At 63.9% G+C, this 25156-nt stretch carries 25 protein-coding genes; 18 read left to right on the forward strand and 7 right to left on the reverse strand.

Going from position 1 to position 25156, the window contains the following annotated elements; genetic code table 11:
• Positions 1–2 precede the first annotated feature (2 nt).
• From F9929_RS07050 to F9929_RS07060, 3 genes are all read right to left on the reverse strand, one after another.
• Positions 3–866, reverse strand: a complete 864-nt coding sequence (locus tag F9929_RS07050) for a carbohydrate ABC transporter permease (RefSeq protein WP_152045857.1) — start codon at positions 864–866, stop codon at positions 3–5.
• Positions 867–1063: 197 nt separating this feature from the next.
• Entirely contained in the window at positions 1064–2383 is a 1320-nt protein-coding gene (locus F9929_RS07055; RefSeq protein ID WP_152045858.1) for an ABC transporter substrate-binding protein, read from the reverse strand.
• Between the two features lie 159 nt (positions 2384–2542).
• The gene (locus F9929_RS07060) at positions 2543–3493 is read right to left on the reverse strand and encodes a sugar-binding transcriptional regulator (protein WP_152045859.1); all 951 of its coding nucleotides are present in this window, start codon (positions 3491–3493) and stop codon (positions 2543–2545) included.
• Between the two features lie 202 nt (positions 3494–3695).
• Here F9929_RS07060 and F9929_RS07065 point away from each other — a divergent pair, with 202 nt between their 5' ends.
• From F9929_RS07065 to F9929_RS07080, 4 genes are all read left to right on the forward strand, one after another.
• Positions 3696–5090: a circularly permuted type 2 ATP-grasp protein gene (locus tag F9929_RS07065; protein WP_152046180.1), complete on the forward strand. Its 1395-nt coding sequence runs from the start codon at positions 3696–3698 to the stop codon at positions 5088–5090.
• 43 nt (positions 5091–5133) lie between these two features.
• A complete protein-coding gene (locus tag F9929_RS07070) occupies positions 5134–6042 on the forward strand; it encodes an alpha-E domain-containing protein (RefSeq protein ID WP_235919124.1) in 909 nt (302 codons plus the stop codon).
• A 272-nt stretch (positions 6043–6314) separates the two neighbouring features.
• Positions 6315–7064: a peptidase gene (locus F9929_RS07075; protein ID WP_152045861.1), complete on the forward strand. Its 750-nt coding sequence runs from the start codon at positions 6315–6317 to the stop codon at positions 7062–7064.
• A gap of 213 nt (positions 7065–7277) precedes the next feature.
• Complete coding sequence (locus F9929_RS07080; RefSeq protein WP_193227642.1) at positions 7278–7976, forward strand: GGDEF domain-containing protein; 699 nt, start codon at positions 7278–7280, stop codon at positions 7974–7976.
• Here F9929_RS07080 and F9929_RS07085 read toward each other — a convergent pair whose 3' ends face one another.
• Entirely contained in the window at positions 7977–8339 is a 363-nt protein-coding gene (locus F9929_RS07085; RefSeq protein ID WP_152045863.1) for a gamma-butyrobetaine hydroxylase-like domain-containing protein, read from the reverse strand.
• A gap of 162 nt (positions 8340–8501) precedes the next feature.
• On the opposite strand from F9929_RS07085, the gene moaA reads away from it, so the two are divergent.
• From moaA to F9929_RS07115, 6 genes are all read left to right on the forward strand, one after another.
• Complete coding sequence (moaA, locus tag F9929_RS07090; protein WP_152045864.1) at positions 8502–9491, forward strand: GTP 3',8-cyclase MoaA; 990 nt, start codon at positions 8502–8504, stop codon at positions 9489–9491.
• Positions 9492–9581: 90 nt separating this feature from the next.
• Positions 9582–10508 carry a DMT family transporter gene (locus F9929_RS07095; RefSeq protein ID WP_152045865.1) on the forward strand — a complete coding sequence of 309 codons (927 nt, stop codon included), beginning with the start codon at positions 9582–9584 and terminating at the stop codon, positions 10506–10508.
• Entirely contained in the window at positions 10505–11122 is a 618-nt protein-coding gene (gene mobA / locus F9929_RS07100; protein ID WP_152045866.1) for a molybdenum cofactor guanylyltransferase, read from the forward strand. The genes F9929_RS07095 and mobA overlap by 4 nt, the downstream gene beginning before the upstream one ends.
• 122 nt (positions 11123–11244) lie before the next feature.
• Positions 11245–12051, forward strand: a complete 807-nt coding sequence (locus F9929_RS07105; protein WP_407922212.1) for an ABC transporter substrate-binding protein — start codon at positions 11245–11247, stop codon at positions 12049–12051.
• 89 nt (positions 12052–12140) lie between these two features.
• The gene (locus tag F9929_RS07110; protein WP_152045868.1) at positions 12141–12851 is read left to right on the forward strand and encodes an ABC transporter permease; all 711 of its coding nucleotides are present in this window, start codon (positions 12141–12143) and stop codon (positions 12849–12851) included.
• On the forward strand, positions 12848–13645 hold the full coding sequence (locus F9929_RS07115) for an ABC transporter permease (protein ID WP_152045869.1): 798 nt from the start codon (positions 12848–12850) through the stop codon (positions 13643–13645). The genes F9929_RS07110 and F9929_RS07115 overlap by 4 nt, the downstream gene beginning before the upstream one ends.
• A 13-nt stretch (positions 13646–13658) precedes the next feature.
• Here F9929_RS07115 and F9929_RS07120 read toward each other — a convergent pair whose 3' ends face one another.
• Positions 13659–14144, reverse strand: a complete 486-nt coding sequence (locus F9929_RS07120) for an Lrp/AsnC family transcriptional regulator (RefSeq protein ID WP_152045870.1) — start codon at positions 14142–14144, stop codon at positions 13659–13661.
• A gap of 143 nt (positions 14145–14287) precedes the next feature.
• Here F9929_RS07120 and F9929_RS07125 point away from each other — a divergent pair, with 143 nt between their 5' ends.
• Both F9929_RS07125 and F9929_RS07130 read left to right on the forward strand, forming a co-directional pair.
• Positions 14288–15793, forward strand: coding sequence for a sensor histidine kinase (locus F9929_RS07125; protein WP_152045871.1), 1506 nt, complete (start codon positions 14288–14290; stop codon positions 15791–15793).
• Positions 15790–15975 carry a DUF1289 domain-containing protein gene (locus F9929_RS07130; RefSeq protein ID WP_152045872.1) on the forward strand — a complete coding sequence of 62 codons (186 nt, stop codon included), beginning with the start codon at positions 15790–15792 and terminating at the stop codon, positions 15973–15975. Before F9929_RS07125 ends, F9929_RS07130 begins: the two co-directional genes overlap by 4 nt.
• A 5-nt stretch (positions 15976–15980) precedes the next feature.
• Here F9929_RS07130 and dusA read toward each other — a convergent pair whose 3' ends face one another.
• Positions 15981–16985, reverse strand: a complete 1005-nt coding sequence (gene dusA, locus F9929_RS07135; RefSeq protein WP_268915636.1) for a tRNA dihydrouridine(20/20a) synthase DusA — start codon at positions 16983–16985, stop codon at positions 15981–15983.
• 146 nt (positions 16986–17131) lie between these two features.
• Here dusA and F9929_RS07140 point away from each other — a divergent pair, with 146 nt between their 5' ends.
• The 6 genes from F9929_RS07140 (at position 17132) to F9929_RS07165 (ending at position 24107) form a co-directional block, all read left to right on the forward strand.
• Entirely contained in the window at positions 17132–17413 is a 282-nt protein-coding gene (locus tag F9929_RS07140; RefSeq protein ID WP_150968156.1) for an acyl carrier protein, read from the forward strand.
• A 57-nt stretch (positions 17414–17470) separates the two neighbouring features.
• Positions 17471–18673 (forward strand): beta-ketoacyl-ACP synthase, encoded by a 1203-nt coding sequence (locus tag F9929_RS07145; protein WP_152045874.1) that lies wholly within the window; start codon positions 17471–17473, stop codon positions 18671–18673.
• A 15-nt stretch (positions 18674–18688) separates the two neighbouring features.
• Positions 18689–19966, forward strand: coding sequence for a beta-ketoacyl-ACP synthase (locus F9929_RS07150; RefSeq protein WP_152045875.1), 1278 nt, complete (start codon positions 18689–18691; stop codon positions 19964–19966).
• A 32-nt stretch (positions 19967–19998) separates the two neighbouring features.
• Complete coding sequence (locus F9929_RS07155) at positions 19999–21045, forward strand: zinc-binding dehydrogenase (RefSeq protein WP_152045876.1); 1047 nt, start codon at positions 19999–20001, stop codon at positions 21043–21045.
• Positions 21042–21992: a lipid A biosynthesis lauroyl acyltransferase gene (locus F9929_RS07160; protein WP_152045877.1), complete on the forward strand. Its 951-nt coding sequence runs from the start codon at positions 21042–21044 to the stop codon at positions 21990–21992. Before F9929_RS07155 ends, F9929_RS07160 begins: the two co-directional genes overlap by 4 nt.
• A 114-nt stretch (positions 21993–22106) precedes the next feature.
• Positions 22107–24107: a putative bifunctional diguanylate cyclase/phosphodiesterase gene (locus F9929_RS07165; RefSeq protein WP_193227643.1), complete on the forward strand. Its 2001-nt coding sequence runs from the start codon at positions 22107–22109 to the stop codon at positions 24105–24107.
• Between the two features lie 721 nt (positions 24108–24828).
• Here the strand turns inward: F9929_RS07165 and F9929_RS23940 are convergent.
• A complete protein-coding gene (locus F9929_RS23940) occupies positions 24829–24978 on the reverse strand; it encodes an entericidin domain-containing protein (RefSeq protein WP_193227644.1) in 150 nt (49 codons plus the stop codon).
• Positions 24979–25156 lie beyond the last annotated feature (178 nt).

Genomic DNA, 25156 nt, shown 5'->3' on the forward strand with positions numbered 1-25156 from the left:
GTTCAGGCCTCCAGATTCTTGCCGACGATGCGGACAAGGAAGATCGACACGATGTTGGCGAGGATCACCGCGACGATACCGCCCGCCGAGGCCGTGCCGACGTCGCCTTCCAGCGAGATGATCGAGGCGATCAGGAACGGCAGGTTGGACGAGGACGTGCCGCCGCCGGTGGTCACGAAGATCTCGGCGTAGACCGACAGAAGGAAGATCGTCTGGATGAGGATCACCACGGTGATCGCACGCTTCATGTGCGGCAGCGTGATGTAGAAGAAGATCGACAGAGCGCCCGCGCCGTCCATCTCGGCTGCTTCCTTCTGGTCCTCGGCCAGCGACTGAAGCGAGGTGAGAAGGATCAGGGTGGCGAAGGGCAGCCACATCCAGGCGACGATGATGATGATCGACAGAAGCGGATAGTCGGTGAGCCAGTTGATCGGCTGGAGACCGATCGTGGTGAGCAGCCAGCCGATGACGCCGTTCACCGGGTTCATCATCATGTTCTTCCAGACGAGGGCGGCGACCGTCGGCATCACGAAAAACGGGGCGAGCACCAGAAGACGCACCGGCGCCTGGCCGAAGAACTCCTGATCGAGAAGAAGGGCGAGCAGAATGCCGCCGCCGACCGTGATGCAGAGCACCCCCGCCACAAGGATCAGGGTGTTCTGGAAGGCGCTGATGAAGCGCGGGTCGGTCAGGAAGTAGGAATAGTTCTCGAACCCGACGAAGGGCGCGGCGGGATCGTAATAGGTGTAGCGCAGGGTCGAGAAATAGAGCGTCAGGACGAGCGGGACGATCATCCAGACGAACAGCGCGATCACCGAGGGCGCCAGCATGGCCCGGGCGGCGGATTTGGTGTGCAATGTCGCCATATGTCGGTTCCGGGCGCTATCGGCCGCGCGTCGCAATCGGCCAGCGGGGGATATCGGGGGCCTCGCGCATCGCGATGATACCGCGACGCTGGAAAGGCCGGGCGATGCGGGACACGGGGCGCAAGGGCGCGTCGTGGGTCGCCGCTAAGGGAAGATCGGCCGGCGCCCAACGGCGCCGACCGGAACGCGAAAGCGTCTTACTTGATGTAGCCGGCGCGGGTCAGTTCGCGGGTCGCCTGCGCCTGCGCGGCGGCCAAAGCCTGCTCGACCTTCACCGAACCCGATAGGGCACCGGCCATCTGCTGGCCGACCGCCGTGCCGAGACCCTGGAACTCGGGGATCGCGGCGAACTGCAGGCCGACATAGGGCTTGTCGGGGCCCGCCGCCGGATCGGCCATGTTGATCGAGGCCAGCGTCTGAGCGGCGAACGGAGCCGCCTTCAGGTACTCCTCGTTCTTGTAGAGCGAGGTGCGCGTGCCGGGAGGCACGTTGGCGAGACCCTTTTCCTTGGCCACGAGTTCGGCATAGCCCTTCGAGGTCGCCCAGGAGATGAAGGTCTGGGCGGCTTCCTTCTTCTGCGAAGACGCCGGGACGGCCAGCGACCACGCCCAGAGCCAGTTCGCGCCGCCGTTCGGGCAGTTCTCGATGCCGCACGGGGCGGGAGCGAAGCCGACCTTATCGGGAACCTGGCTCTGCTTGGGGTCCGTCACGAAGGAGGCCGCGACGGTCGCGTCCATCCACATGCCGCACTTGCCCTGGCCGAAAAGCGAAAGGGTCTCGTTGAAGCCGTTGGCCGCAGCGCCCGGAGGACCGTACTTGGTCATCAGGTCGACATAAAGGGTGACGGCCTTCTTCCAGCCTTCGCTTTCGAACTGCGGCTTCCACGAAGCGTCGAAGTAGTTCGCGCCGAACTCACGCGCCATGTTGCCGAGGAAGGCCATGTTCTCGCCCCAGCCCGGCTTGCCGCGCAGGCAGATGCCGTAAACGCCGGCCGACTTGTCGGTCATCTTCTCGGCGGCCTGGGCGATGAAGTCCCAGGTCGGCTTCTCCGGCATGGTCAGACCAGCCTTTTCGAGAAGATCCTTGCGGTACATGGTCATCACGCTTTCCGCGTAGAACGGCGCGGCGAAGAGCTTGCCGTCCGTCGACAGGGCCGCGCGGATCGGCGGAAGGAGGTCGTCGGCATCGTAGTCGGCGCCGAGACTTTCCAAGGGCGTCAACCAAGCCTGCTTCGACCAGATCGGAACCTCGTAGGTACCGATGGTCATCACGTCGAACTGGCCGCCGCCGGTGGCGATATCGGTGGTGACGCGCTGGCGAAGCACGTTCTCTTCGAGCGTGACCCAGTTCAGCTTGATATCGGGATGCGCCTTCTCGAACTCGCCGGTCAGGCTCTGCATCACGATCATGTCGTTGTTGTTGACCGTACCCACGGTCAGGGTCGTGGACTGCGCCTGTGCGCCAGCCGTCAAGGCGAGAAGCGACAACGCGCCCAGCGCCAGTTTCTTCATGGTCATTCCAAAGCCTCCCAGCCCTGCTGATGAGCAAATGATCAGCCGGAGGGCAAATTCCCACCGAGCGTCTCGATTTGTCAAACGATTCCGATGCGGCGACGCAGCAATTCCACTCCCTTAGCCGACCAACGCATCCGCAAGCTGCGCCGCGCCGCGAACGGATCACGCAAGTTGCTTGGCCGTCAGTTCGTCCGTGATGAGGCCGTTGATCAATCCGCCGGCCATCGCGGCACGGATACCGGGCAGCTTGAACGCCCCCATGGCGATGGCGATCACTTCCGTTCGCCGCCGATCCGGGATCGGAGCGCTGGCGACACGCTGGTTATATCGGCAGTCGATGATCGCGCCCTCGGCATCGAAAGCCCAGCCGACGATCTCGCCGACGGCACCCAGCCCTTCGAGTTCCTCCAAATCCTGGCGGGTGACGAAGCTGTCTTCCACGAGCGGCGCGCCCTGCCCGAGTTCGCCGATACCGACAAAGGCGACATCGGCCTCGGCGGCAAGCCGCAACGTGGTTTGCACACCCTTCTGTTCGTGAAGAAGGTGCTTTTCCTCGGGGCTCGCCATCACCACCGGCAGCGCAAGCGGATAATGGCGGGCCTGCACCACGTCGGCCATGGTGAAGATGGTGTTGTAGACGGACGCCGAACCATCCAGCGCGATGCTGCCCGCCAGCGACACGATCCGGTGCTGGCTCGCATCCATGGCGGGAAGGCGCTCCACGGCCGCCTTCAGCGTACGGCCGCTGCCGATGGCGATGATCGCTGGATCGAGCTGGAGCAGACGCCGCTCCATCTCGTCGGCGCAGGCTTCGGCGATGCCGAGTGTCGTGGAACTCGAATCGGGATCGGACGGCACGACGATGCAGGATTTCAGGCCGAAACGCTCGCGCAGAGCCGTCGAGGCTTCGAGGCAATTGGCGATCGGATGATCGATTCGCACCTTCACGAGGCCGGCCGAGATCGACAAGGAAACAAGGCGTTGCGCGGACTGGCGCGAAATGCCGAGTTTGGTCGCGATCTGATCCTGCGTGTTGCCGGCGACGTAATAAAGCCAGCCGGCGCGCGCTGCGTCGTCAAGTCGCGATAGATCCTCTCCCCGACTCCTGCTCACAAGTCTCACTCCACCGCCTTCCTGATCTACGTCCCATTCCCGTCGTGGCGCAAGGACGCGCGTGACGCTTCGCCATCGCCGCAAGGGATAGACGCATCAGTTCGCTGTCAACAATGCGTAGGCGACTTGATTTTCCGCACCGCGCCGCATTCTCTTCCTTGGATGGTTGCGAAGGAGTCGGCGCGTGAGTCCATTTGACGAGATGCTCTCGACCGACGACGGCGTGCGCTCGCCCTACGATCGGTTCCACCGCTGGTTTCAGGTGCAGAACCCGGAAACGTTGGTTGAAAAAGCGGCCGAGGCGGAGAACTTCTTTCGCCGAACCGGCATCACCTTCGCGGTCTACGGCGAGGCGGAAGCGGCGGAACGACTGATTCCCTTCGATCTCGTGCCGCGCATCATCGCCGGCCGGGAATGGGCGACGCTCGCGGACGGGATCGAGCAGCGCGTCCGGGCGCTGAACGCTTTCCTGCACGACATCTACCACGACCAGGAGATCGTTCGCGCCGGCAAGGTTCCACGCAGTCTCATCGAAGGCAACGAGGCCTTCCTGCCGCAGATGGTCGGCTTCTCGCCGCCGGGCGGCGTCTACACGCATATCATCGGCATCGACCTCGTCCGAGTGGACGAGGACGAGTTCTATGTGCTGGAAGACAATGCCCGCACGCCGTCCGGGGTCTCGTACATGATCGAGAACCGGGAAACGATGATGCAGATGTTTCCCGAACTCTTCGCCCAGAACCGCGTGCGGCCGGTGGAAACCTATCCGCAGCACCTCCGCCGCTCGCTGGAGCGCGTCGCGCCGCCGGCCTGCGACGGACCGCCGGTGATCGCTGTCCTGACGCCGGGAGTTCACAACTCTGCCTTCTATGAACATGCCTTTCTGGCCGACCAGATGGGCGTGGAACTGGTGGAAGGACAGGACCTGAAGCTGGTGGACGGGCGTATCCAGATGCGTACGACCGTCGGATACAAGGCGATCGACGTTCTCTACCGGCGCGTCGACGACGCCTTTCTCGACCCCCTCGCCTTCCGCCCCGAAAGCGTGCTCGGTGTTCCCGGCATCATGGATGTTTATCGCAACGGCGGCATCACGATCGCCAACGCACCGGGCACCGGCATCGCCGACGACAAGGCGATTTATTCCTACATGCCCGACATCGTGGAATTCTACACGGGCGAGAAGGCCAAGCTCGCCAACGTGCCGACCCATCGATGCGCCGAGCCCGAGAGTCTCGCCTACGTGCTCGCCCATCTGGAAGAACTGGTCGTGAAGGAGGTTCATGGCTCGGGCGGCTACGGCATGCTGGTGGGGCCGACCTCCACCAAGGCCGATCGCGAAGCCTTCGCCGCCAAGCTGAAGAAGCGGCCCGGCAACTACATCGCGCAGCCGACCCTGGCGCTTTCCACCGTGCCCATCCTGTCCGGCGAGGGCCTGTCGCCGCGCCACGTCGATCTTCGCCCCTTCGTGCTCGTGTCCGATCAGGTGAAGATCATTCCCGGTGGATTGACCCGCGTGGCGCTGAAACAGGGCTCGCTGGTGGTAAATTCCAGCCAGGGCGGCGGCACCAAGGATACGTGGGTACTGGAGGACTGATCGGGTGGCACTTCTCGGACGCACCGCCCAAGGGCTTTTCTGGATGCAGCGCTACATCGAGCGAGCCGAAAACATGGCGCGGCTCATGGATGCCGGCTTGCGCCTGTCTTTGACCAACCTTCCTTCCGACAACGACGAATGGCATTCGGTGCTCACCAGCGCCGGCGTCGAAAGCCTGTTCAAGACGAAATACGCCGACTTCGAGCCGCAGAACATCATCGCCTTTCTCTTGAGCGATCTCGACAATCCTTCCAGCATCCTGTCCTCCATCGAAACGGCCCGCACCAACGGCCGGATGGTGCGCACGGCCTTGACGCGCGACGTCTGGGAATCGTTGAACGAGGGCTGGATCGTCCTGAAGCGACGCCTCGGGCGGCCCCTGAAGGATGGCGAGTTGCCGGCGGTCCTCGAGCTTGTGAAGAAGCACACGTCGAACATGCGCGGCGCCTTCTACGGCACCATGCTGCGCAACGAGACCTTCGATTTCTGCAACCTCGGCACGTTCATCGAGCGCGCGGACAACACCGCCCGCATCCTCGACGTCAAATACTGGCTGCTCCTACCGGAGCATTCGTCGGTGGGATCGTCCTTCGACAACCTCCAATGGGGCTCGATCCTGCGCTCCGTTTCGGCCCATCGGTCCTATACCTGGGTCTACAATGCCGAATATCGCCCGATCGACATCATCGACTTCCTGATCTTCAACAAACGGATGCCGCGCTCGCTGGCCTATAGCTACGAATGCATCGCCGAGAGCCTCGGTTACCTTGCCGAAACCCACGGTGCCTTCCATTCCTGCCACGAGACTTCGGAGAAGATCCGACAGTCGCTGAAGAAAGGCACGGTGGAGGAAGTCGTGGAAACGGGACTCCACGAATTCCTGACCGACTTCATTTCGTCCCACAACCGACTCGCGATCGAGATCGCGCAGAGCTACCGCTTCTATGCCTGACCCGATAATTCATATCCGCATGACGGCATCCGGGAGTGTGCTTTCGCCGGCACATCCCCGTCCGGTCATGCGATAGCGCCTTGCGGTGAATGGGGCCCCGGCTCTAAACACTCTCCCCGGAAACGACGGCGTCGATGGGTTGGCGTCGGAAGCGACCGTTTCGGCCGCACCCGACGCTCTGCAAGCGTGGCTCCATGAACGCCGTGCAGTCTTGCCGCAAAGGCGCTGGGCGCGGGCGTCCCTGAAGGGCGCGAGACGCGGAGGGCACGAAAATGACATACTGCGTCGGCCTGCTCGTCGATCGCGGGCTGGTCTTCATGTCGGACACGCGCACCAATGCGGGCGTCGACAACATTTCCGTGGTGTCGAAGATGCGCACCTGGGAGGTGCCGGGCGAGCGCTTCATCTGCCTGCTTTCCGCCGGCAATCTGGCCACCACCCAATCGACGATCTCGATCCTCGAAGAACGGCGCGTCGAGCCCGAGAAGCGCAACCCGTCCATCCTGAACCAGCCCTCAATGTTCCAGACGGCGCAGCTTGTCGGCGACACGCTGAAGGACGTGATCGCGACGACGTCGCCCACCGGCGAGTCCGCCTCAAGCCGCTTCACGGGTTCCTTCATCTTGGGGGGGCAGATCAAGGGCGGGCGGCCTCGCCTGTTCATGATCTATCCGGAAGGCAACTTCATCGAGGCCGGGCCCGACAATCCGTTCTTCCAGATCGGCGAGCATAAATACGGACGGCCGATCATCATCCGCACCTACGATCGCGCGATGGACCTCGGCGACGTGGCGAAGCTGCTCGTGGTTTCGTTCGACTCGACCATTCGCTCGAACCTGTCCGTCGGCCTGCCGATCGATCTGCAGTTCTACGAAACCGACAGCCTCACCGGTGGCTACCGGCATCGCTTCGACCAGAAGGACAGCTACTACCGGCAAATTTCGGAAGGTTGGTCGCAGTCGCTGAAGGACGCGTTCGACGAATTGCCGCCGTTTCCTCATTCCGTGAAGCGTGATCGGTAGGCGGTCGGGTGCCAGTTAACGATTTCTTCTGAAGTGCCTGACTAAAATTAGTTGTGCGCGAACAGTTAAGACCTTGGCAATGCGTCACTCGCTAACCTCTTCGGCATGGATACCCGCCCAACCGAATTTTCTCGAGTCGTCAGTCGTCTGACGCGCTCCGATGCGTTGGGTCTGCTCAGGATCAACCTGGGCGGGCTCGCGATCTGCGTTGCCGTGTCGATCGTCTTCAGCTCGGCCATGTTCTGGCATCAGGGTTCCGCGCTTCTGGCGCGCGGCGTGGTTTCCGGCGTTCTTCTGTCCGTGCTGATCGGCGCGCCGCACCTCGGCTACCTGTCGTATCATCTGGTGAAGCTGTCGATCGCCAACCGGGATCTCGAACGCGCCGCCAACGAGGACAGCCTGACGGGACTTCTCAATCGTGGCAGCTTCAGCGCTTCGGTCGAGATGCGGCTCGAGGCGATGCGTGATTGCCCGATCACGCGCGGCGCCTTCCTCGTGATCGATGCCGACAACTTCAAGCAGATCAACGATCGCTGGGGCCATGCCGTCGGCGATAAGGCGCTGGCGACGATGGCGGCCGAGATGAAGCGGTCCATTCAGCGCTGCGATCTGGTCGCGCGTCTCGGCGGCGAGGAGTTCGGCCTGTTCCTTGAGGGGGCGAGCCGCAGCCGCTCCCTTCTGATCGCGGAACAGGTGCGGGCCCATATCTGCGCTTTGGAGCTTCGGAGCGAGGAAGGCGAACGGGTGCCGTTGTCGGTTTCGATCGGCGGCGTTCACTTCTGCGAAGTGCAAAGCTTCGCCACTCTCTACCGGATCGCCGACGCAAAGCTCTACGAAGCCAAGGCGAATGGCCGCAATCGGGTGGAGTTCGAGGAAATGCACCCCGAAGTCCGGTTCGTCGCGGCGGCCTGATCAGCGGCTCCGCGACAGCCCTTTGGCTTCCAATTCGGCGAGATAGCCGTTCCAGCGCTGTTCCCGCTCCCGCGCCAGATCGGCGAGATAGCTCCAGGTGAAGATGCCGGTATCGTGCCGATCGTCGAACACGATGCGAATGGCGTAATGGCCAACGGGCACGATGTCGGCGATGCCGACATTCGCCTTGCCCGCGACCGTCACGCGTTGATCGGGCGCGTGGCCCTGCACCTCGGCCGAGGGCGACAGCACCCGCAGCATCTCGGCGCCGAAGGCTTCCTCGTGCCCGTCACCGAGCGCCAGGGTCAGTGTCCGACGATCCTTGGAGACCCGGATCTCCGTTGGCATCAACTCGTTGCTCATCGGTCACCTTTCCCTTCGCCATCACAGGGATGGCCGCTTGACCCAGCCCATGTCGGCTTCCAAATGAGCGGCATGGATAATGCCGTCATCGACAGACCCGCGGGCGATAGCATCTCGCCATCATTCGCGGAACGATTTCCCGTCAGTCCGGGTCCTTCGCGGATGATCGATCCGTTCGGGCGCAGGATCACATACTTGCGCATATCGGTGACGGACCGTTGCGATTTCCGCTGCGTCTACTGCATGGCGGAAGACATGACCTTCCTGCCCAAGCGCGATCTTCTGACTTTGGAGGAATTGGATCGGCTGGCGAGCGCCTTCGTCGCCAAGGGCGTGCGCCGCCTTCGCTTGACGGGAGGCGAGCCCCTTGTTCGTCGCAACGTCATGAGCCTCTTCCAGTCCCTGTCGCGTCACATCGACAGCGGCGCGCTGGACGAATTGACGCTGACCACGAACGGCTCGCAGCTTCACCGCTTCGCCTCCGAACTCGCCGATTGCGGCGTCAAGCGGATCAACGTCTCACTCGATACGCTCGATCCGGTGAAATTCCGCGAGATCACGCGTTGGGGCGATCTGAATCGCGTTCTGGCGGGCATCGATGCCGCGCAGGCGGCCGGGTTGCGGATCAAACTGAACGCCGTCGCCTTGAAAGGCTTCAACGACGCCGAAATCCCGGAAATGATGCGCTGGGCGCATGATCGCGGCATGGAATTGACGCTGATCGAGACCATGCCGCTCGGGGAGATCGACGAGGACCGCACCGATCGCTACCTGCCGCTGACCGAGGTGCGGCGCTCGCTGGAAGAAAGTTTCACGCTGACGGACGTGCCGTTCCGCACCGGCGGTCCGGCGCGCTACGTCGATGTGGCGGAAACCGGCGGCCGGCTCGGCTTCATCACGCCGATGACGCATAATTTTTGCGAAAGCTGCAACCGCGTCCGCGTCACCTGCACCGGGACCCTGTTCATGTGCCTCGGCCAGGAAGACGCGGTGGACCTTCGCGCGGCGCTGCGGGCATCATCGGACGACGACCTTCTGCGCGAGGCGATCGACGGGGCCATCGCGAGAAAGCCGAAAGGCCACGACTTCGTGATCGATCGCGCCACGAAGCGTCCTTCCGTGTCCCGCCATATGAGCATGACGGGCGGCTGAGGCGGCAGGACTGCCCGCCGACCCTCATCGCTGAAACAAGGGTCGTCCGCTCCGACCGAAACGGCTATGGGACGGACCGAACCCTCCGACATGCAGTCCGTCTTGCCCCTTCCCCAATCGTCTTCCTCCGCCGGAAACCTGCGGGCATGCTTCTTCATGGTGGCGGCGATGGCAGCTTTCGTCGTCAACGACATCTGCACGAAGCTCGCTCTGGCCGATGCCAACGTCGCGCAGATCATGGCGATCCGAAACCTGTTCTCGACGCTGCTTCTCCTCGGCATCGCGGCCTTTGTGGGAGCGCTTCGGTCGCCGGCGAAGCTCACCAGCGGCACGCTGACGCTGCGCACCCTCTTCGATATCGGCGCGACCATCTCCTACATCGTCGCGCTCGGTTACATGCCGCTCGCCAACGCGTCCGCGATCTTCCAGGCCATGCCGCTCGCGGTGACGCTCGGGGCGGCCTTGTTCTATCGCGAAACCGTCGGCTGGCGGCGCTGGACGGCGATCACGGTCGGCTTCGCCGGCGTCCTCATCATTGTGCGTCCGGGGGCGGAAGGCTTCAACATCTATTCGCTGTACGTGCTCGCCTGCGTCGTCTTCAGCGCGGGCCGCGATCTTCTGACGAGGCGCGTTCCGAAGGGCATCCCGGCCCTGATGATCTCGGCCTCGACGGCTGCGGCGGTTTCCCTCACCGGCTGGCTGATGATTCCGTTCTGGGGCTGGGAGCCTTTGCACGGCCGGGATGTGGCGATCATGGCCGTCAGTTCGGTGGCCATCGCCATCGGCTATATCTGCATCGTGGAAGCGATGCGCGGCGGCGATATCGGCTTCGTTTCCCCGTTCCGCTACACGATCCTCATCTTCGCCATCGTCTTCGGCCTTCTGATCTTCGACGAGGTGCCGGACACGGCGACGCTGATCGGCGCCACGATCGTGGTGGGCAGCGGCGGTTACTCGCTTTATCGCGAGCGCAAGCGCGGTCGGCGCACCACCATGCCACGGGCGCAAGTCCATTGAACGCGCCCCGCATCGCCGGCCTCGTACTCGCGGGAGGCAGAGGTTCGCGGCTCGGCTCGGCCGTGCCCAAACCCCTCGTTCCGCTGGCCGGAAGCCCCCTTCTCGCGAGGGTCCTCGACCGTTTCGCGGGCGCTGTCGAGCCGGTCCTCGTCAACGCCAACGATACGGCGTCATTCGCGCAGTTCGACCTGCCGGTGGTTTCGGATCGGTTGCCGGATTTTCCCGGACCCTTGGCCGGGCTCGACGCCGCGGCAGCGTGGCTGGCCGATCGGCGCCCCGACGTCGCCGGCCTCGTCTGCCTGCCCGGCGATACGCCTTTTCTGCCGCTCGATATCGTGACGCGCCTGGCGGCGGGACCTTCCGAGCGCGTGAGACTCGCCGGTTTCGCGGGCCGGCTACAGCCGACCATCGGCTTCTGGCCCCTCGCCCGGCTGGCGGGTTTGAAGGAACATATCACTGCCAGCGAGAATCGTTCGGTGATCGGCTTCGCCGAAGCTCGCGGGTTCGACACAGTGTCGTTCGCGACTGACATGAACGCGCCCGGCGGCGATCCATTCTTCAACGTGAACACACCGAACGATCTCGAGATCGCCGAAACCTGGCTTTCCCGTTGAGGGAAAGGCCGACAAGCCATTCCTCTGTTGCGCTTTTCGCAAAAACCGGCTGAGTATCGCCTTCGAAAGGAGCATGCCTGAAATTGCGTCGTCTCGGTATGGCATGCCCAGGTCTGGAGAGCATGATGACGAAGTTCAAGCGAAGCCTCGCCGCCACCGTCGCGGTGCTGGGCGTTCTGTCGGTGGGTCTCGGCGCCGCGCAGGCCGACGATTCCGCGAAGGACTGGTCGACCATTCGCATCGGTTCGGAAGGTGCCTACCCGCCCTTCAACTTCCTCAGCCCCAGCGGTGAACTGCAGGGCTTCGACATCGACATCGCCAAGGCGCTCTGCGACCACATGAAGGTGAAGTGCGATTTCGTGGCGCAGGATTGGGACGGCGCCATCCCGGCCCTTCAGAACGGCAAGTTCGACGCCTTCATCGCCTCGATGTCGATCACCGAGGAGCGTTTGAAGCAGATCGACTTCACCAACAAATATTACAACACGCCCGGCGCGCTCGCCGTCGCCAAGGACAGCACCATCGCGGACCTTCAGCCCGCTTCCTTCGACGGGAAGACGGTCGGCGTTCAGGGCTCCACGACCCACGCCCAGGCGGTCGAGAAGTTCCTGCCGGACGCCGACGAAAAGGTTTATCCGACCGCCGAGGAATACCAGCTCGACATGGCGAACGGTCGTCTCGACGGCGTGTCGGACGATATCGTGGTTCTGTCGAAATGGCTCGAAAGCGAGGCCGGCGCCTGCTGCAAGATCCTCGGTTCCTTCCCGGCCGACGAAGCGATCTATGGCAAGGGGGCCGGCATCGGCCTCCGCAAGGGCGACGAAAAGTTGAAGAAGATGTTCAACGACGCCATCGTGGCCATCCGCGCCGACGGCACCTACAAACAGATCCAGGACAAGTACTTCAAGTTCGACGTCTACGGTAAGTGAGTTGATGACCGGTGGGCCGAACGATTCGATCGGCCCACCGCCACCGCGCCCGGCATCGACCCTTTCGCATAAGATGAACCTCCTGCTCGATGCCAGATAGTCTGACATTGATCGGCTTCGGTCCCACAGGCTGGGGTCTGCCGATCCTCGCCGGCGTCGCCGTGACGATCTCTCTCGCCATCGCGACCCTGCCGCTCGGGCTCGCCGTCGGCTTCCTGCTCGCGCTCGGGAAACAGTCCGAGGATCGCGCGCTTCGCCTGTCGTCGGATATCTACACCACGATCTTTCGGGGTCTTCCCGAGCTTCTGACACTGTTTCTCGTTTATTTCGGCGCCCAGCGCCTTCTGAACATCGCGACCGGCTCGCTCGGGCTCGGCAATTTCGAGATTTCCCCGTTCCTGTCGGGAATGATCGCGCTCGGCGTCGTCTTCTCCGCCTTCGCGAGCGAGGTCTTCCTGTCCGCGTTTCGCGCCGTTCCCCAAGGCCAGGGTGAAGGCGCCAACGCGCTCGGCCTGACGCGCTTTCAGGCCATGCGACTGGTGATCCTGCCGCAGGTGCTGCGCTTCGCGCTGCCGGGGCTCGCCAATCTCTACATGAACCTCTTGAAGGACACGTCGCTGGTTTCCGTCGTCGGCCTTGCCGACACGATGCGCCAAACGGGCGTTGCCGCGCGCGTCACGCGCGAGCCCTTCCTGTTCTTCGGCGTCGCCATCGCGATCTATCTCGTCCTGACCATTCTTTCGTCCGTGGTGATCGGGGCCATCGAGATGTGGACGAAGCGCGGGGAGGTCCGGCGATGACGGTTGCAGCCCCTCCGGTCGCGCGCCGCCGTTCCGGTCTTGCCGGACGCGTCATCCTTTCCCTTTGGGTCGTGGCGGGCGCGGGGATCGCCTACACGCTGGCCAGCGGCTACGATCCGGAACTGATGGCGCGCTACGGCCCGCTTTATATGAAGGGGCTCTGGACGACGATCGTTCTCGTCGTTCTGTCCTTCATCATCGGCGCGATCCTCTCGGTTCCCGTGGCGCTCGGGCGCATGTCGAAGCGCGCCCTGCCCCGCGCCCTCTCGTTCGGCTACGTGTATTTCTTTCGCGGCACGCCGCTGATCGCGCAAATCTTCCTGATCTACTACGGCCTCGGCCAGTTCCGTGGGGCTTTCGAGACGGTCGGCCTGTGGTGGTTCTTCCGCGACGCCTGGTATTGCGCGGTCTTCGCGCTTTCGCTGAACACGGCCGCTTATCAGGCGGAGATTCTTCGGGGCGCGGTCGGCAACGTCCATCACGGGCAATGGGAAGGCGCGCGCTCGCTTGGGCTGGCCGAATGGGTGATCTTCTGGAAGATCATCCTGCCGCAGGCCATGATCGTGGCGCTGCGCCCTTATGCCAACGAGCTGATCCTGATGATCAAGGCCTCGGCCATCGTCGCGATCATCACGGTTCTGGATCTCTTCGGCGAAACGCGGCGTGCTTATTCGCGCACCTTCGACTTCCAGACCTATCTCTGGGCGGCGCTCCTCTACCTGTCGCTGGTGGAGATGCTGCGCCACGCCACGAACTTCACCGAGCGCCGGCTGATCCGCCACCTGAAACGCTGAAGGCTCCTCGCCTTCAGCTTTCGCGCGGCTCCTTCTCCAGCACCAGATAATCGAGCGGCAGTTCGGTCGTGTATTTGATCTGCTCCATCGCGAAGGACGACGACACGTCGCGAATCTCTATCCGTGAGATCAGGCGCTTGTAGAAGGCGTCGTAGGAGGCGATGTCGGGCACCACCACCCGCAGGAGATAATCCACGTCGCCGCTCATCCGGTAGAATTCCACCACCTCCGGAAAATCGCCGACGACCTCGGCGAAGCGCTTCAGCCATTCGGTGGAATGCGAATTGGTGCGGATCGACACGAAGACGGTGACGCCAAGATTGATTCGCGTCGGGTCCAGAACGGCGACGCGCCGGCGGATCACGCCGTCCTCCTCCAGCTTCTGGATGCGGCGCCAGCAGGGCGTCGTGGACAAACCGACGCGCTTGGCGATGTCGGCCACCGCCAGCGTCGCGTCTTCCTGAAGGAGCCTCAGGATTTTCTTGTCCAGCCGGTCCATCGCCGCTCGCCCTCACGCATGAAACACACGGCTCCATCCGACACCGATCGAGCCTTCGTCGTTTCTTAAGGCAATTCTTTAAGCTTGGCGAAAGAGAATGACGCCGATCGACCGACCATCTCGGAGCGCTTGTCCGAACGCCCATGTCCGCCGCCGCACAGAGCCCATATGACAAGACCGCGGCGCGGCGCCGCTTCGACCCGCGCCGTTCCGACATCGCGCTGACCTTGAGCGCGGCGCGCGAACGCTTGCGATCGCGAACGGGTCTCTTGCCGAGATTCGAGACCGAACTTCTGGCCATGCATGCCCAAAGCATGCATACGGCCGCCGCGGTGATGCCGCTGCCATTGTTCCTGACGGCGCTCGGTCTTTCGTTTCTGGCCGGCACCGCGCCTGCCGTGGTGTGGATCTGCATCGCCGTGTTCGGCTACGCCACGCTGGTCCTGACGCTGCGCCGGTTCGAGAAGCGGGACGCGGGCGAACTCGATGCCCGGCGATGGACGCAGCTTTTCCAGGCCGCGCATTTCGCGACCGGCATCGCCTGGGCTCATCTTGCCTCGCTCGGCTGCGAGACCTGCGGTCCGCTGCGCTTCGAGATCTTCCAGTTCTCCATCCTCTTCCTCGCAATCGCGCTCACCGCGATGATCTCGTGGACGCTTCAGCACGTCGTTCTCATCGCCTTCGCGCCGCTCGTCGCGGTTCTGGTGGTGGAACTCGCGATGGCACCGGAATCCACCACCGGCGCGATGCGGGTGATGCTGATCGGCGCGGTGCCCTTCTTCGCTTTCGTGTCGGCCAAGATCCGCGGCAACACGATCGAGCGCATGAAGCACCAGATGGAAAAGGACGAGCTGATCGCCGAACTCGATTCGGCGCGGATCGTCTCGGACGAAGCGCGCCGGCGGGCGGAAGAAGCCAATCTCGCCAAATCGCGCTTCCTCGCCACCATGAGCCACGAGTTGCGCACGCCCTTGAACGCCATTCTCGGCTTTTCGGAAGTGATCTCCAACGAGATCCTCGGGCCGATCAACAACGAATCGTACCGCGAATACATCAAGGACATCCACGCGTCGGGGCAGCACCTCCTGAACCTCATCAACGAGATTCTGGACCTGTCGCGCGTCGAGGCGGGGCGCTACGACCTGAACGAAGAGGCCGTCAGCCTCACCACCATCGCCGAAGACTGTCTGAGCTACGTGCGGCTGCGCTGCGAGAACAAGGACATTCGCCTGACCGTGCAGATGGAACAGGGGATGCCGCAGCTTTGGGCCGACGAGCGCGCCGTGCGCCAGATCGTCCTGAACCTCCTGTCGAATGCCGTGAAGTTCACGCCGCCGGGCGGTTCGGTGCGCCTGCGCGTCGGCTGGACGGCCGGCGGCGGCCAGTATGTTTCGATCCGCGACAACGGTCCGGGCATCCCGGAAGACGAGATGCCCATCGTCCTCTCGAATTTCGGCCAGGGCTCCATCGCCATCAAGGCGGCCGAACAGGGCACGGGCCTCGGCCTGCCGATCGTGAAGGCGCTGCTTCACATGCATAACGGCGATTTCGTGCTCACCTCCAAGGTGCGCGAAGGCACGGAAGCCACCGCCGTGTTCCCGCATTCGCGCGTCCTCGAAGTCATGCCGGCCTTCGGCGAGATCGCGTGAGCGCCGCCCTGCCCGCCTCGCCCTGCATCTCGGTCTGCCAGCTCGATGCGGCGGGCGCGGTTTGCGTCGGCTGCCTGCGCACCATCGACGAGATCGCCGGCTGGTCGGGCTTCACCGAAGCGGAGCGCCGGCGCGTCCTCGCGCTCCTGCCGACGCGCCGTTCGCTCGCAACACCCGGCTGATCCGATCAGGCTGCCGCCCGCACCGGTGCGGCGAGATCGACCTCGGCCAAGGCCTCGAGAAGGAGTTCCGGCCGCGCGTCGTAGCGCGCCCCGGCATCGGACAGCACCTGCCGCCAGCGCCGTGCGCCGGGACGCCCAGCGAAAAGCCCGACCATATGACGCGCGACATGGTGAAGACGCCCCCCGGTCGCGATGTGCCGCCCAGTATAATCCGCCATCGTTTCCACCAGAGCCCGCCAATCGACCGGCTCGGCCTCGGTTCCGGCGAGCGCGGCATCGACCCCGCCAAGCTCGCCCGGCGTATGATAGGCGCCACGCCCCATCATCACGCCATCGAGCTTTTCTAGATGCGGCACGGCCTGCGTCAACGTCGCGAGGCCACCGTTCAACCCGACGAACACGTGCGGCAATCTTTGTTTCAGGCGATACACCCGGTCGTAGTCGAGCGGCGGGATCTCGCGATTCTCCTTCGGGCTCAGCCCCTGGAGCCAAGCCTTGCGGGCATGAACCCATATCGTGCCGATGCCGGCATCCACCGCGGCGTCGGCCAAACGGTCGAGCGCTTCTTCCGGGTCCTGATCGTCCACCCCGATGCGACATTTCACGGTGACCCGGACATCCACCGCGTTGCGCATGGCGGCAAGGCATTCGCCGACGAGTTCGGGCGTTCGCATCATGCAGGCGCCGAAGGTGCCGGACTGTACGCGGTCGGAAGGGCATCCGACGTTCAGGTTGATCTCGTCGTAGCCGAAACCGGCCCCGATCCGCGCCGCCTCGGCGAGCTTGGCCGGATCGGACCCGCCGAGTTGCAGCGCGACCGGATGCTCGGCCGCGTCGAAGCCGAGAAGGCGCTGGCGATCGCCGTGGATCACCGCGTCGGCCACCACCATTTCCGTGAAAAGAAGCGCGCGGGCGGTGAGCTGGCGATGGAAGTAGCGACAGTGACGATCGGTCCAATCGATCATCGGGGCGACCGCGAAGCGCGGCTGGCCGACATGCGAAGGGGTCAAGGAATCCGCTTTCTCTGCAATCCGGCACGCCGCCGCCATCGGGACCGATGCGGCAGCTTTGCTTTTCGTTTCGACTTGCCTATACGCTTTTTGCCGACCGTACCGCTTAATGGCGGATACAGCACCCTTTCGAAAGAGGTAGTCTCTTGTCTTCGACCTTCGACAAGGTGGCCGACATCATCGCCGAGACCAGCGAGATCGACCGCGATCAGATCACGCCGGAAAGCCATGCCATCGATGACCTTGGCATCGACTCGCTCGACTTCCTCGACATCGTCTTCGCCATCGACAAGGAATTCGGCATCAAGATTCCGCTGGAGAAGTGGACGCAGCGCGTCAATGACGGCGAAGCGGCGACCGAGGAATATTTCGTTCTGAAGAACCTCTGCGCCAAGATCGACGAGTTGCGAGCCGCCAAGGCCGCCTGAACCACCGTTGCAGTCCAGGCGGCCCGTCGGTCGCCACCCGACCTTTCCGGACGTTGCATGACCGAAGCCTCCCGCGAAGTGCTGATCACCGGGATCGGCCTCGTTTCATCCCTCGGCGAAGGCATCGAGACCCATCTCGACCGCCTGACCGGGAACGCGCAGCCCCAGCCGCAGATCGAAACCGAGCGCTTCGCCCCTTACTTCGTGCATCCGCTGCCGCCGCTCGACTGGTCGCAGCAGATCCCGAAAAAGGGCGACCAGCGCCAGATGGAGACGTGGCAGAAGCTCGGCACCTATGCGGCCGGGCTGGCGCTGACTGACGCGGCCGTTCCCGACGACGAGGCGACCCGTTCCAAGGTAGACATGATCGTCGCGGCCGGCGGCGGCGAGCGCGACACCACCGTCGACGCCCTCGTGATGGAGCGCGCGCGGACCGAAGACTCGGCCGCCCTCGTCAACGAGACGCTGATGACCGAACTGCGCCCGACGCTGTTTCTGGCGCAGCTTTCCAATCTCCTCGCCGGCAACATCTCCATCGTTCATAAGGTGACCGGCTCTTCGCGCACCTTCATGGGCGAGGAAGGCGCAGGCATCTCGGCGCTGGCTACGGCCGTCGCCCGCATCCGCAGCGGCCAAAGCGACATCTGCCTCGTCGGCGGCGCATTCTCGGCCGAGCGCAAGGACCTCATCTTCAACTACGAGATGGGCGGCTATCTGCTCAGCGACGAATGGCGCCCGGTCTTCGGCCGGACGGAAGGGCATGACGGGCTCGCCATCGGCAGTGTCGGCGCCTTCGTGGTGGTGGAATCGGCGGAGCACGCCGCGCGGCGCGGCGCGGTCGCCTATGCCGGGGTAAAGCACGTTTCGGGCGATCGTGGACGGCGCGACGCCGCTTCGCTGCGCGCCCGGTTCGAGGAACTTTTGGAAAAAAGCGGTACCGAGGATCGCGACCTCATGGTTCTGTCCGGCGCGACAGGCATCGCGGAACTCTCGCTGCTCGAACGCGAGTTGCTGCGGGCTCGTTTTCCGCACGCCGCCTTGCGCTCTTTTGGCACCGTGCTCGGACATTCCTTCGAAGCGCAGTTCATCGCGGGCGTCGCGCTGGGTGCCGCCGCCCTCGCGCGCCGCACCGCCTTCTCGCCCTTCGACGGACGGGTGGAGGATGCCATCGACTACACCCCTTCCAGCGCCCTCGTGACGACGATCGGGCATGTGCAGGCGGAAGGCGTCTGCCTTCTCCAGCCGGTCGACGGCCGCTGAACCGGAGGCGATGAGATGAGCAGAGATCTGGACTCCAAGGGTCGGCCGATCGTCGCGGTGACGGGCGTCGGCGTCGTTTCGTCCCTGGGCCGAGGCGTCGCCGAGAACTGGCGCAAGCTGACGGCCGGGCAGTCCGGCATCCACCGGATCACGCGCTTCCCGACGGAAAACCTGCGCACCACCATCGCCGGCACCGTGGATTTCATGGACGGCGACGACAACTCCACCGACCGATCCTACGCTATGGCCGAAGCGGCGGGCTTCGAGGCGATGGAAACGGCCGGTTTCGGGGGAAGCTTCCCCGGCCCCCTCTTTCTCGCCGCGCCGCCGATCGAGATCGAGTGGAAGCACCGCTTCCGGCTCGACCGTCTTGAGGGCCAGACCGCGCGGACCGAAGCCGGTTACGACCGCTTGATCGAACTGATGCGCGAGAAGCGCGATCCGGCGCTCTATCGCCAGACCCTCTTCGGCGAAATCTCTGATCGGCTCGCCGAGCGCTTCGACACGCGTGGCCTGCCGGTGACGCTTTCCACCGCCTGCGCGTCCGGCGCGACGGCGATCCAGCTTGGCGTGGAAGCGATCCGCCGGGGCGAAACGGATCGGGCGCTCGCGATCGGAACGGACGGTTCGGTGACGGGCGAATCCCTCATCCGCTTCTCGCTCCTGTCCGCGCTTTCCACCGCGAACGAGGTGCCGGAAAAGGCGTCGAAGCCTTTCTCCAAGGATCGCGACGGCTTCGTGATCGCGGAAGGCGCAGGGGCGCTCGTTCTGGAATCCCTCGCCTCGGCAAGAGCGCGCGGCGCGACCGTTCTCGGCATCGTGGCGGGCGTCGGCGAAAAGGCGGACGATTTCCACCGCACCCGTTCCAAGCCGGACGGCTCGCCGATCATCGCGACGATCCGCGCCTGCCTCGCTGACGCCGGCATGGGACCGGAGGATATCGGCTATATCAACGCGCACGGCACCTCGACCCCGGAAAACGACCGGATGGAAGCCGGCGGCCTCGGCGCGGTGTTCGGCGATGCCCTCACTTCAACGCCGATCTCGTCCAACAAGTCGATGATCGGCCATACCTTGACGGCGGCCGGCGCGATCGAGGCGGTGTTCTCGATCCTCACCATCCGCGAGGGGCTTCTTCCCCCCACCATCAACTACGACATGCCCGATCCGGCGATCCAGCTCGACACGGTGCCGAACGAGGCGCGCCGCGCCGATGTTTCCGCCGTTCTGTCGAACTCCTTCGGCTTCGGCGGGCAGAATGTCAGCCTCGTTCTGGCGCGCGAGCCGCGCTGAAGCGACGAGCGATCAAGGAACGATTGAGACCCATGCGGGCATTGCAGCTTTTCGGCGATCGCGACCTTCGCACCACCGAGATCGACGATCCCGGCGCGCCCGGCCCCGGCGAAGTGCGGCTGCGCCTGTCGGTCGTCGCCCTGAACCACATCGACGTCTGGGGCTGGCGCGGCATGGCCTTCGCCAAGCGCAAGCTGCCATTGACGGTCGGCGCCGAAGCGTCCGGCGTGGTTGAAGCGATCGGGCCCGGCGTTTCCAACGTTCTTCCGGGGCAACTCGTCTCCATCTTCGGGGCGCGTGTCTGCGGGCTTTGCCGCCCATGCCGCGAAGGACGCGACAATCTCTGCGAGCATGTCGGCGGCGTTCACGGCTTCCACCTGAACGGCTTCGCGCAGGACCACGCAGTCATTCCCGCGCGCCAGCTCGTTCCCGCGCCGTTCGGCTGCGACGCGGTCGGCGCGGCGCTCGCGCCCGTCACCTTCGGCACGGTCGAGCACATGCTCTTCGACAACGCCAAGCTGGAGCCCGGCGAAACCATCCTCATCCATGCCGGCGGCTCGGGCATCGGCACGGCGGCGATCCAGCTCGCCAAGCGGCAGGGCGCGACCGTCATCACCACGGTCGGTTCCGACGACAAGATCGAGCCCGCCCGCGCGCTCGGCGCCGATCACGTCATCAACTACCGCGAAGACCGTTTCGAGGGCGTGGTGCGCAAGCTGACGAAGAAGCGCGGCGTCGATGTCGTGTTCGAGCATGTCGGCGCGGATACCTGGGCCGGCTCCATGCTCTGCATGAAGCGCGGCGGCCGTCTCGTCACCTGCGGCTCGACCTCCGGCCCGTCCGCTTCCACCAACCTGATGATGCTGTTCCAGCAGCAGCTTCGGCTGATCGGCTCGTTCGGCTGCCGGAAGTCCAACATGGCCAATGCCATGCGCAAGATGGCCGAAGGCTTGGTGCATCCGGTGATCGACACCACGGTCGGCTTCGACGACATCGCTGTGGCGCTCGACCGGATGGAAGGCCGCCGGGTCTTCGGCAAGATCGTTCTCGACCTGCGGCCCGGACAGGCAGGCGCTTGAACAAGGTTCGGCTTTACCAACTCGCCAAGCGGTTTCGCGCGGGGCCGGTCGACTATAGCTGGGCGCAAGCGACCTTCGCGCTGCTCTGGCTTCTGAAGCTCCTGCCCGCGCGCCGCAGCCTTGGCGTCGCCGCCTGGCTCGGCCGCACCCTCGGCCCGCTCACCTCCCGCCACCGGCTGGCGAAGGAGAACCTGCGACGCGCCTACCCCGAGCAGGATGAAGCCTGGATCGAAGACATCGCCCGGCGCAACTGGGCGGAAATGGGCCGGCTTGCGGCGGAATACGTGTTCCTGGACGAGCTGTTCGACTTCGATCCCGAGCGGCCGAACGAAGGCCTCGTGGAGGTCGACGGCGTCGAGCGCTTCATCGAGCTTCGCGAACGCAAAGGCCCGTTCATCTTCTTCACCGGCCATCTCGGCGCCTTCGAACTCTTGCCGATCTGCGCGGCGAGCTATGGGCTTGAAATCACCGCCCTTTTCCGCCCGCCGAACAACCGGCACATCGCCAAGCGCCTCCTATCGGCACGGCATACGCGTGGCGGCCATCTCGTTCCATCCAAGGCCGGGGCCGCCTGGTCGCTCGCGTCCGCCCTGGATCGCGGGGGTTCGGTCGGCATGCTGGTTGATCAGAAGTTCCGCAACGGGGCGAAAACGCACTTCTTCAGCCGCGAATGTATCACCAATCCGCTTCTTCCCAAGCTCGCGCGGCAGTTCGACTGCGAGATCTACCCGGCGCGCTGCATTCGCCTGCCCGGTGGGCGATATCGTCTCGAACTGCAACCGAAACTCGACCTTCCCCGGAATGCCGAAGGCGCGATCGACGTCGCCGCGAGTTGCCAGATGCTGAACGATGTCGTCGAAAGCTGGGTGCGGGAGCATCCTGAGCAGTGGATGTGGTTTCACGACCGCTGGAAGCTCGGGAAAGTCGCCATGAGAAACCTACGATAGCTTCCGAAGGCGCGCTGGCCTCCAGAGGGGCCGGCGTCAACCTTTCCGACAAAATACGACAACCGTTTACTTTTTCCCGGTAGCTTCCGAGCGCGGATGACCTCAGGGACGAAAATGCGGCGTTACGTCGAGAGATATTGGGCGATGCTGGCCGGGGCGACGGCGTTGACGGCCTGCGTCGTCACGAGCATCGTTCTGATCGGCGGACATGCCGTGGATGGGCTTCTGGAAACCTCCGCGCTGCAAAAGTCCGACGGCTTCGAGCGCCTGATCGAGCGCCAGCCGGAAACGCTGACCACCCTCCTCACCGGACTGACGCGCGACCCGGACGAAGAAAGCGAAATCCGCGACCTCGCTCTCCTGAGCGGCATCCGCACATTCGCGATCTTCGGTTCGGATGGGAAAGAAGCCTACCGCACACGTTCCGATCAGTTCGACTGGCTCTTGCGCGACCGCGCCGGCGGCATGGACACCAAGTCCGCCCTCGCGCCCAGCGTCTTGGAAAGGCGACCGCCTTTCCGCCTCCTGGATCGTCTGTCGGACGGCAGTTACGTCGTCACCTCGCCCCTGACGCGGAACGGCAAGGTGATCGCCTATGTGTCGACGACGATGGATCTGACGTCCGAGCGGGCCGGCTTCAGCGGCGCGATCGGCCAAGCGTGGCTGAAGATCCTCGGCATCGTTCTGGTGCTCGGCGGGGTCCCGGCCCTTTTCTACGTCAAGCGCAAGCACAAGATCGCCGAAGCGGTCGAGCGCATCGACTTCCTGGCCAACCACGATCCGATGACCCGGCTGTTGAACCGCCGTCGGATGCAGGAACAAACGGACCGAATCATCTCCACCGCTCGCGTCACGCGAGAGGAAGTCGCCTACTGCGCCATCGACATCGACGGACTCGCCGAGATCAACGATTCGCTGGGACAGGCCCAAGGCGACGAGATGCTGCGCGTCGTCGCCAACAGGCTGGCCGCGACCATCGACAAGGGTGATCTTCTAGCGCGCATCGCTTCGGACGATTTCGCCCTGCTGCATCGCCGCGCCCATAAGCTCGAAGAACTGGAAACCCTAGCGGCACGGCTCCATGCTGCCGTGTCCGAACCGGTGGAATTGAAGGGCCAGATCGTCCGGCCCAAGATCTCCATCGGCGTTTCCAGAATGCCGCGCGACGGGCGGACCCAGAACGAACTGATCAAGCACGCCCAACTCGCCCTTTCCCGGCATAAGGCGACCCGGAACGGCGATTTTGCTTCCTTCGAACCGATCATGGACGAGGAAACGGATCGCCGCCGGCAGATCGAGGGGCTGATCCGCAAGGCGATCGAGTCCGACGGGTTCGAGTTGGCCTACCAGCCTTTGATCAGCGGCGACGGACGCTCCATCCGAGGGTTCGAAGCGCTGCTGCGGATGCGCGACGAGAAGGACGGCTATATCTCCCCGGCCGAATTCGTGCCGATTGCGGAAGCCCGCGGCTACATCAAGGAGATCGGCTCCTGGGTGATCCGCGAAGCGACCCGGCAGGCGGCGCTTTGGCCGGACCACATCACGGTGTCGATCAATCTTTCGGCGGTGCAGTTCCGCGAGGGCGACCTCGCCCGGATCGTCGGCGAAGCGCTGCAACAGGCCCGCATCCCCGGTCACCGGATCGAGGTGGAGGTCGTGGAATCGCTGATCCTCGACCGGACCGACAGTGTCATGTGGCAGCTTCGGGAGTTGAAGCAACTCGGCGTCACCATCGCCATGGACGATTTCGGCACCGGCTATTCCTCGCTCGGCTATCTCTGGAAGTTCCCCTTCGACAAACTGAAGATCGACCGCTCCTTCATGGTGGCGTTGGACGAGGGTCAGGCCAATGTCGGCGAGATCCTGGAAACGATCATCACCATGGCGCATCGCATGCGCATGAAAGTCACGACCGAAGGTGTCGAGACGCGGGCGCAGGCCGACCTTATGCGCTCGCTCGGCTGCGATCTTCTTCAGGGATTCTATTTCGGCAAACCCATGCCGGCGGAGGACGCTGCGGCCGAAATCCTCGGACGTTTCGCCGAGCGCGTCGAGAATCTGGTCGGCCCAGAAGAACAGCCCGTTCCCGCAGGTTCGATCGCCAAGCTCGTTTAAGGAACAGCGCCGCCCTGTTGCTTCGATTGGAGCCGGGCGAAGGCACGGGAACGTTTCGTTTCCGCAGGGTGCCGCCCTCGCGAGGGCACGAAAAGTGCCCTACCTTTAAGAATAACCTACCCGTTACGAAGTGAACTTTCGAAGCAAGGAAGCCGCGTGGCTCCGAAATCGGAGCAACACGCGGCTTCACGCATCAAGACTTTCGTTACCGGACAATCAATCGGTACGCAGAACCTATTCCGAAAGGGTGCGCCGGTCGTCTGACGATGTAGTTATGGCACGCCGACATTTACTTCACGGCTAATTCGGGCGGTTGAATCTTCTTAATCGCCCGAAAAGGTCAGTGATCGTATGGGGAAACCTTGCTACGGTTCAGAAGGATTTAAGACGGCCTGCCGGCTCTCGTCTTGGTCAAGCGTCCGGCGCGCTGCGCAGGCGGAAGCTGGGAGGCGGCGGGATAAGATGCCTTGTCGATCATGGCGGAGATATGCATGCGATCCATTCCGTTTCGAGACAGCATCTCGATCAGGGCATCCACTGGATCGCCACCTCCGGCAACATTTCTAGTCCCTTGTTTGTCATAACTATTTGCCACGTGCCGGCCCCGCATGATTTGCGCTCAGTGTGCAGGTGGCGTGGCTAAACAAGCGTTAACGGCGGGCCTTTCGGACCCGCCGTTCCAGCGTCGCGAAAGGAGGCATCGCCCCCCGAAATATCAGGATCAGCGACGCGCGACGTCGGCGACAGCGCCCTTGGTGCCGGTGACGGTGTTTCCGACATCGCGTCCCGCGCCCCGGATGGTGTTGGCGCAAGCCGACAAGGAAACGGCAGCGACCAGAGCGATGGAAACGGCGGCGATGCGCTTATTCATGGTTGGAACTCCACAACCGGTTGTGGCGAAAGAACGTCGAAACTGCGTCAACGTTCCACACCTCTCGCACGAAATTCTTGGACACCGCGAAAATAGTCGAACCCTGCGGAGCGGAGTTTCTGCGCGATGGGAAGACCTCGGCTGAAGGATCGATACGGCTGCCCGCTCCTTCCGCCGC

This window comes from Aureimonas psammosilenae, from assembly GCF_009176975.1.
Lineage (GTDB): Bacteria > Pseudomonadota > Alphaproteobacteria > Rhizobiales > Rhizobiaceae > Plantimonas > Plantimonas psammosilenae.

Excerpts from the sequence above, each read along its gene's own strand:
- F9929_RS07145 (WP_152045874.1), top strand. The coding sequence starts at position 17,471 with ATGACCGAAGCCTCCCGCGAAGTGCTGATCACCGGGATCGGCCTCGTT.
- F9929_RS07155 (WP_152045876.1), top strand. The coding sequence starts at position 19,999 with ATGCGGGCATTGCAGCTTTTCGGCGATCGCGACCTTCGCACCACCGAG.
- F9929_RS07120 (WP_152045870.1), bottom strand. The coding sequence starts at position 14,144 with ATGGACCGGCTGGACAAGAAAATCCTGAGGCTCCTTCAGGAAGACGCG.
- moaA (WP_152045864.1), top strand. The coding sequence starts at position 8,502 with ATGATCGATCCGTTCGGGCGCAGGATCACATACTTGCGCATATCGGTG.
- F9929_RS07110 (WP_152045868.1), top strand. The coding sequence starts at position 12,141 with ATGCCAGATAGTCTGACATTGATCGGCTTCGGTCCCACAGGCTGGGGT.
- F9929_RS07115 (WP_152045869.1), top strand. The coding sequence starts at position 12,848 with ATGACGGTTGCAGCCCCTCCGGTCGCGCGCCGCCGTTCCGGTCTTGCC.
- F9929_RS07070 (WP_235919124.1), top strand. The coding sequence starts at position 5,134 with ATGCAGCGCTACATCGAGCGAGCCGAAAACATGGCGCGGCTCATGGAT.
- F9929_RS07095 (WP_152045865.1), top strand. The coding sequence starts at position 9,582 with ATGCAGTCCGTCTTGCCCCTTCCCCAATCGTCTTCCTCCGCCGGAAAC.
- F9929_RS07165 (WP_193227643.1), top strand. The coding sequence starts at position 22,107 with ATGCGGCGTTACGTCGAGAGATATTGGGCGATGCTGGCCGGGGCGACG.
- F9929_RS07105 (WP_407922212.1), top strand. The coding sequence starts at position 11,245 with ATGATGACGAAGTTCAAGCGAAGCCTCGCCGCCACCGTCGCGGTGCTG.
- F9929_RS07075 (WP_152045861.1), top strand. The coding sequence starts at position 6,315 with ATGACATACTGCGTCGGCCTGCTCGTCGATCGCGGGCTGGTCTTCATG.
- F9929_RS07050 (WP_152045857.1), bottom strand. The coding sequence starts at position 866 with ATGGCGACATTGCACACCAAATCCGCCGCCCGGGCCATGCTGGCGCCC.
- F9929_RS07085 (WP_152045863.1), bottom strand. The coding sequence starts at position 8,339 with ATGAGCAACGAGTTGATGCCAACGGAGATCCGGGTCTCCAAGGATCGT.
- F9929_RS23940 (WP_193227644.1), bottom strand. The coding sequence starts at position 24,978 with ATGAATAAGCGCATCGCCGCCGTTTCCATCGCTCTGGTCGCTGCCGTT.
- F9929_RS07055 (WP_152045858.1), bottom strand. The coding sequence starts at position 2,383 with ATGACCATGAAGAAACTGGCGCTGGGCGCGTTGTCGCTTCTCGCCTTG.
- F9929_RS07150 (WP_152045875.1), top strand. The coding sequence starts at position 18,689 with ATGAGCAGAGATCTGGACTCCAAGGGTCGGCCGATCGTCGCGGTGACG.
- F9929_RS07065 (WP_152046180.1), top strand. The coding sequence starts at position 3,696 with ATGCTCTCGACCGACGACGGCGTGCGCTCGCCCTACGATCGGTTCCAC.
- F9929_RS07125 (WP_152045871.1), top strand. The coding sequence starts at position 14,288 with ATGTCCGCCGCCGCACAGAGCCCATATGACAAGACCGCGGCGCGGCGC.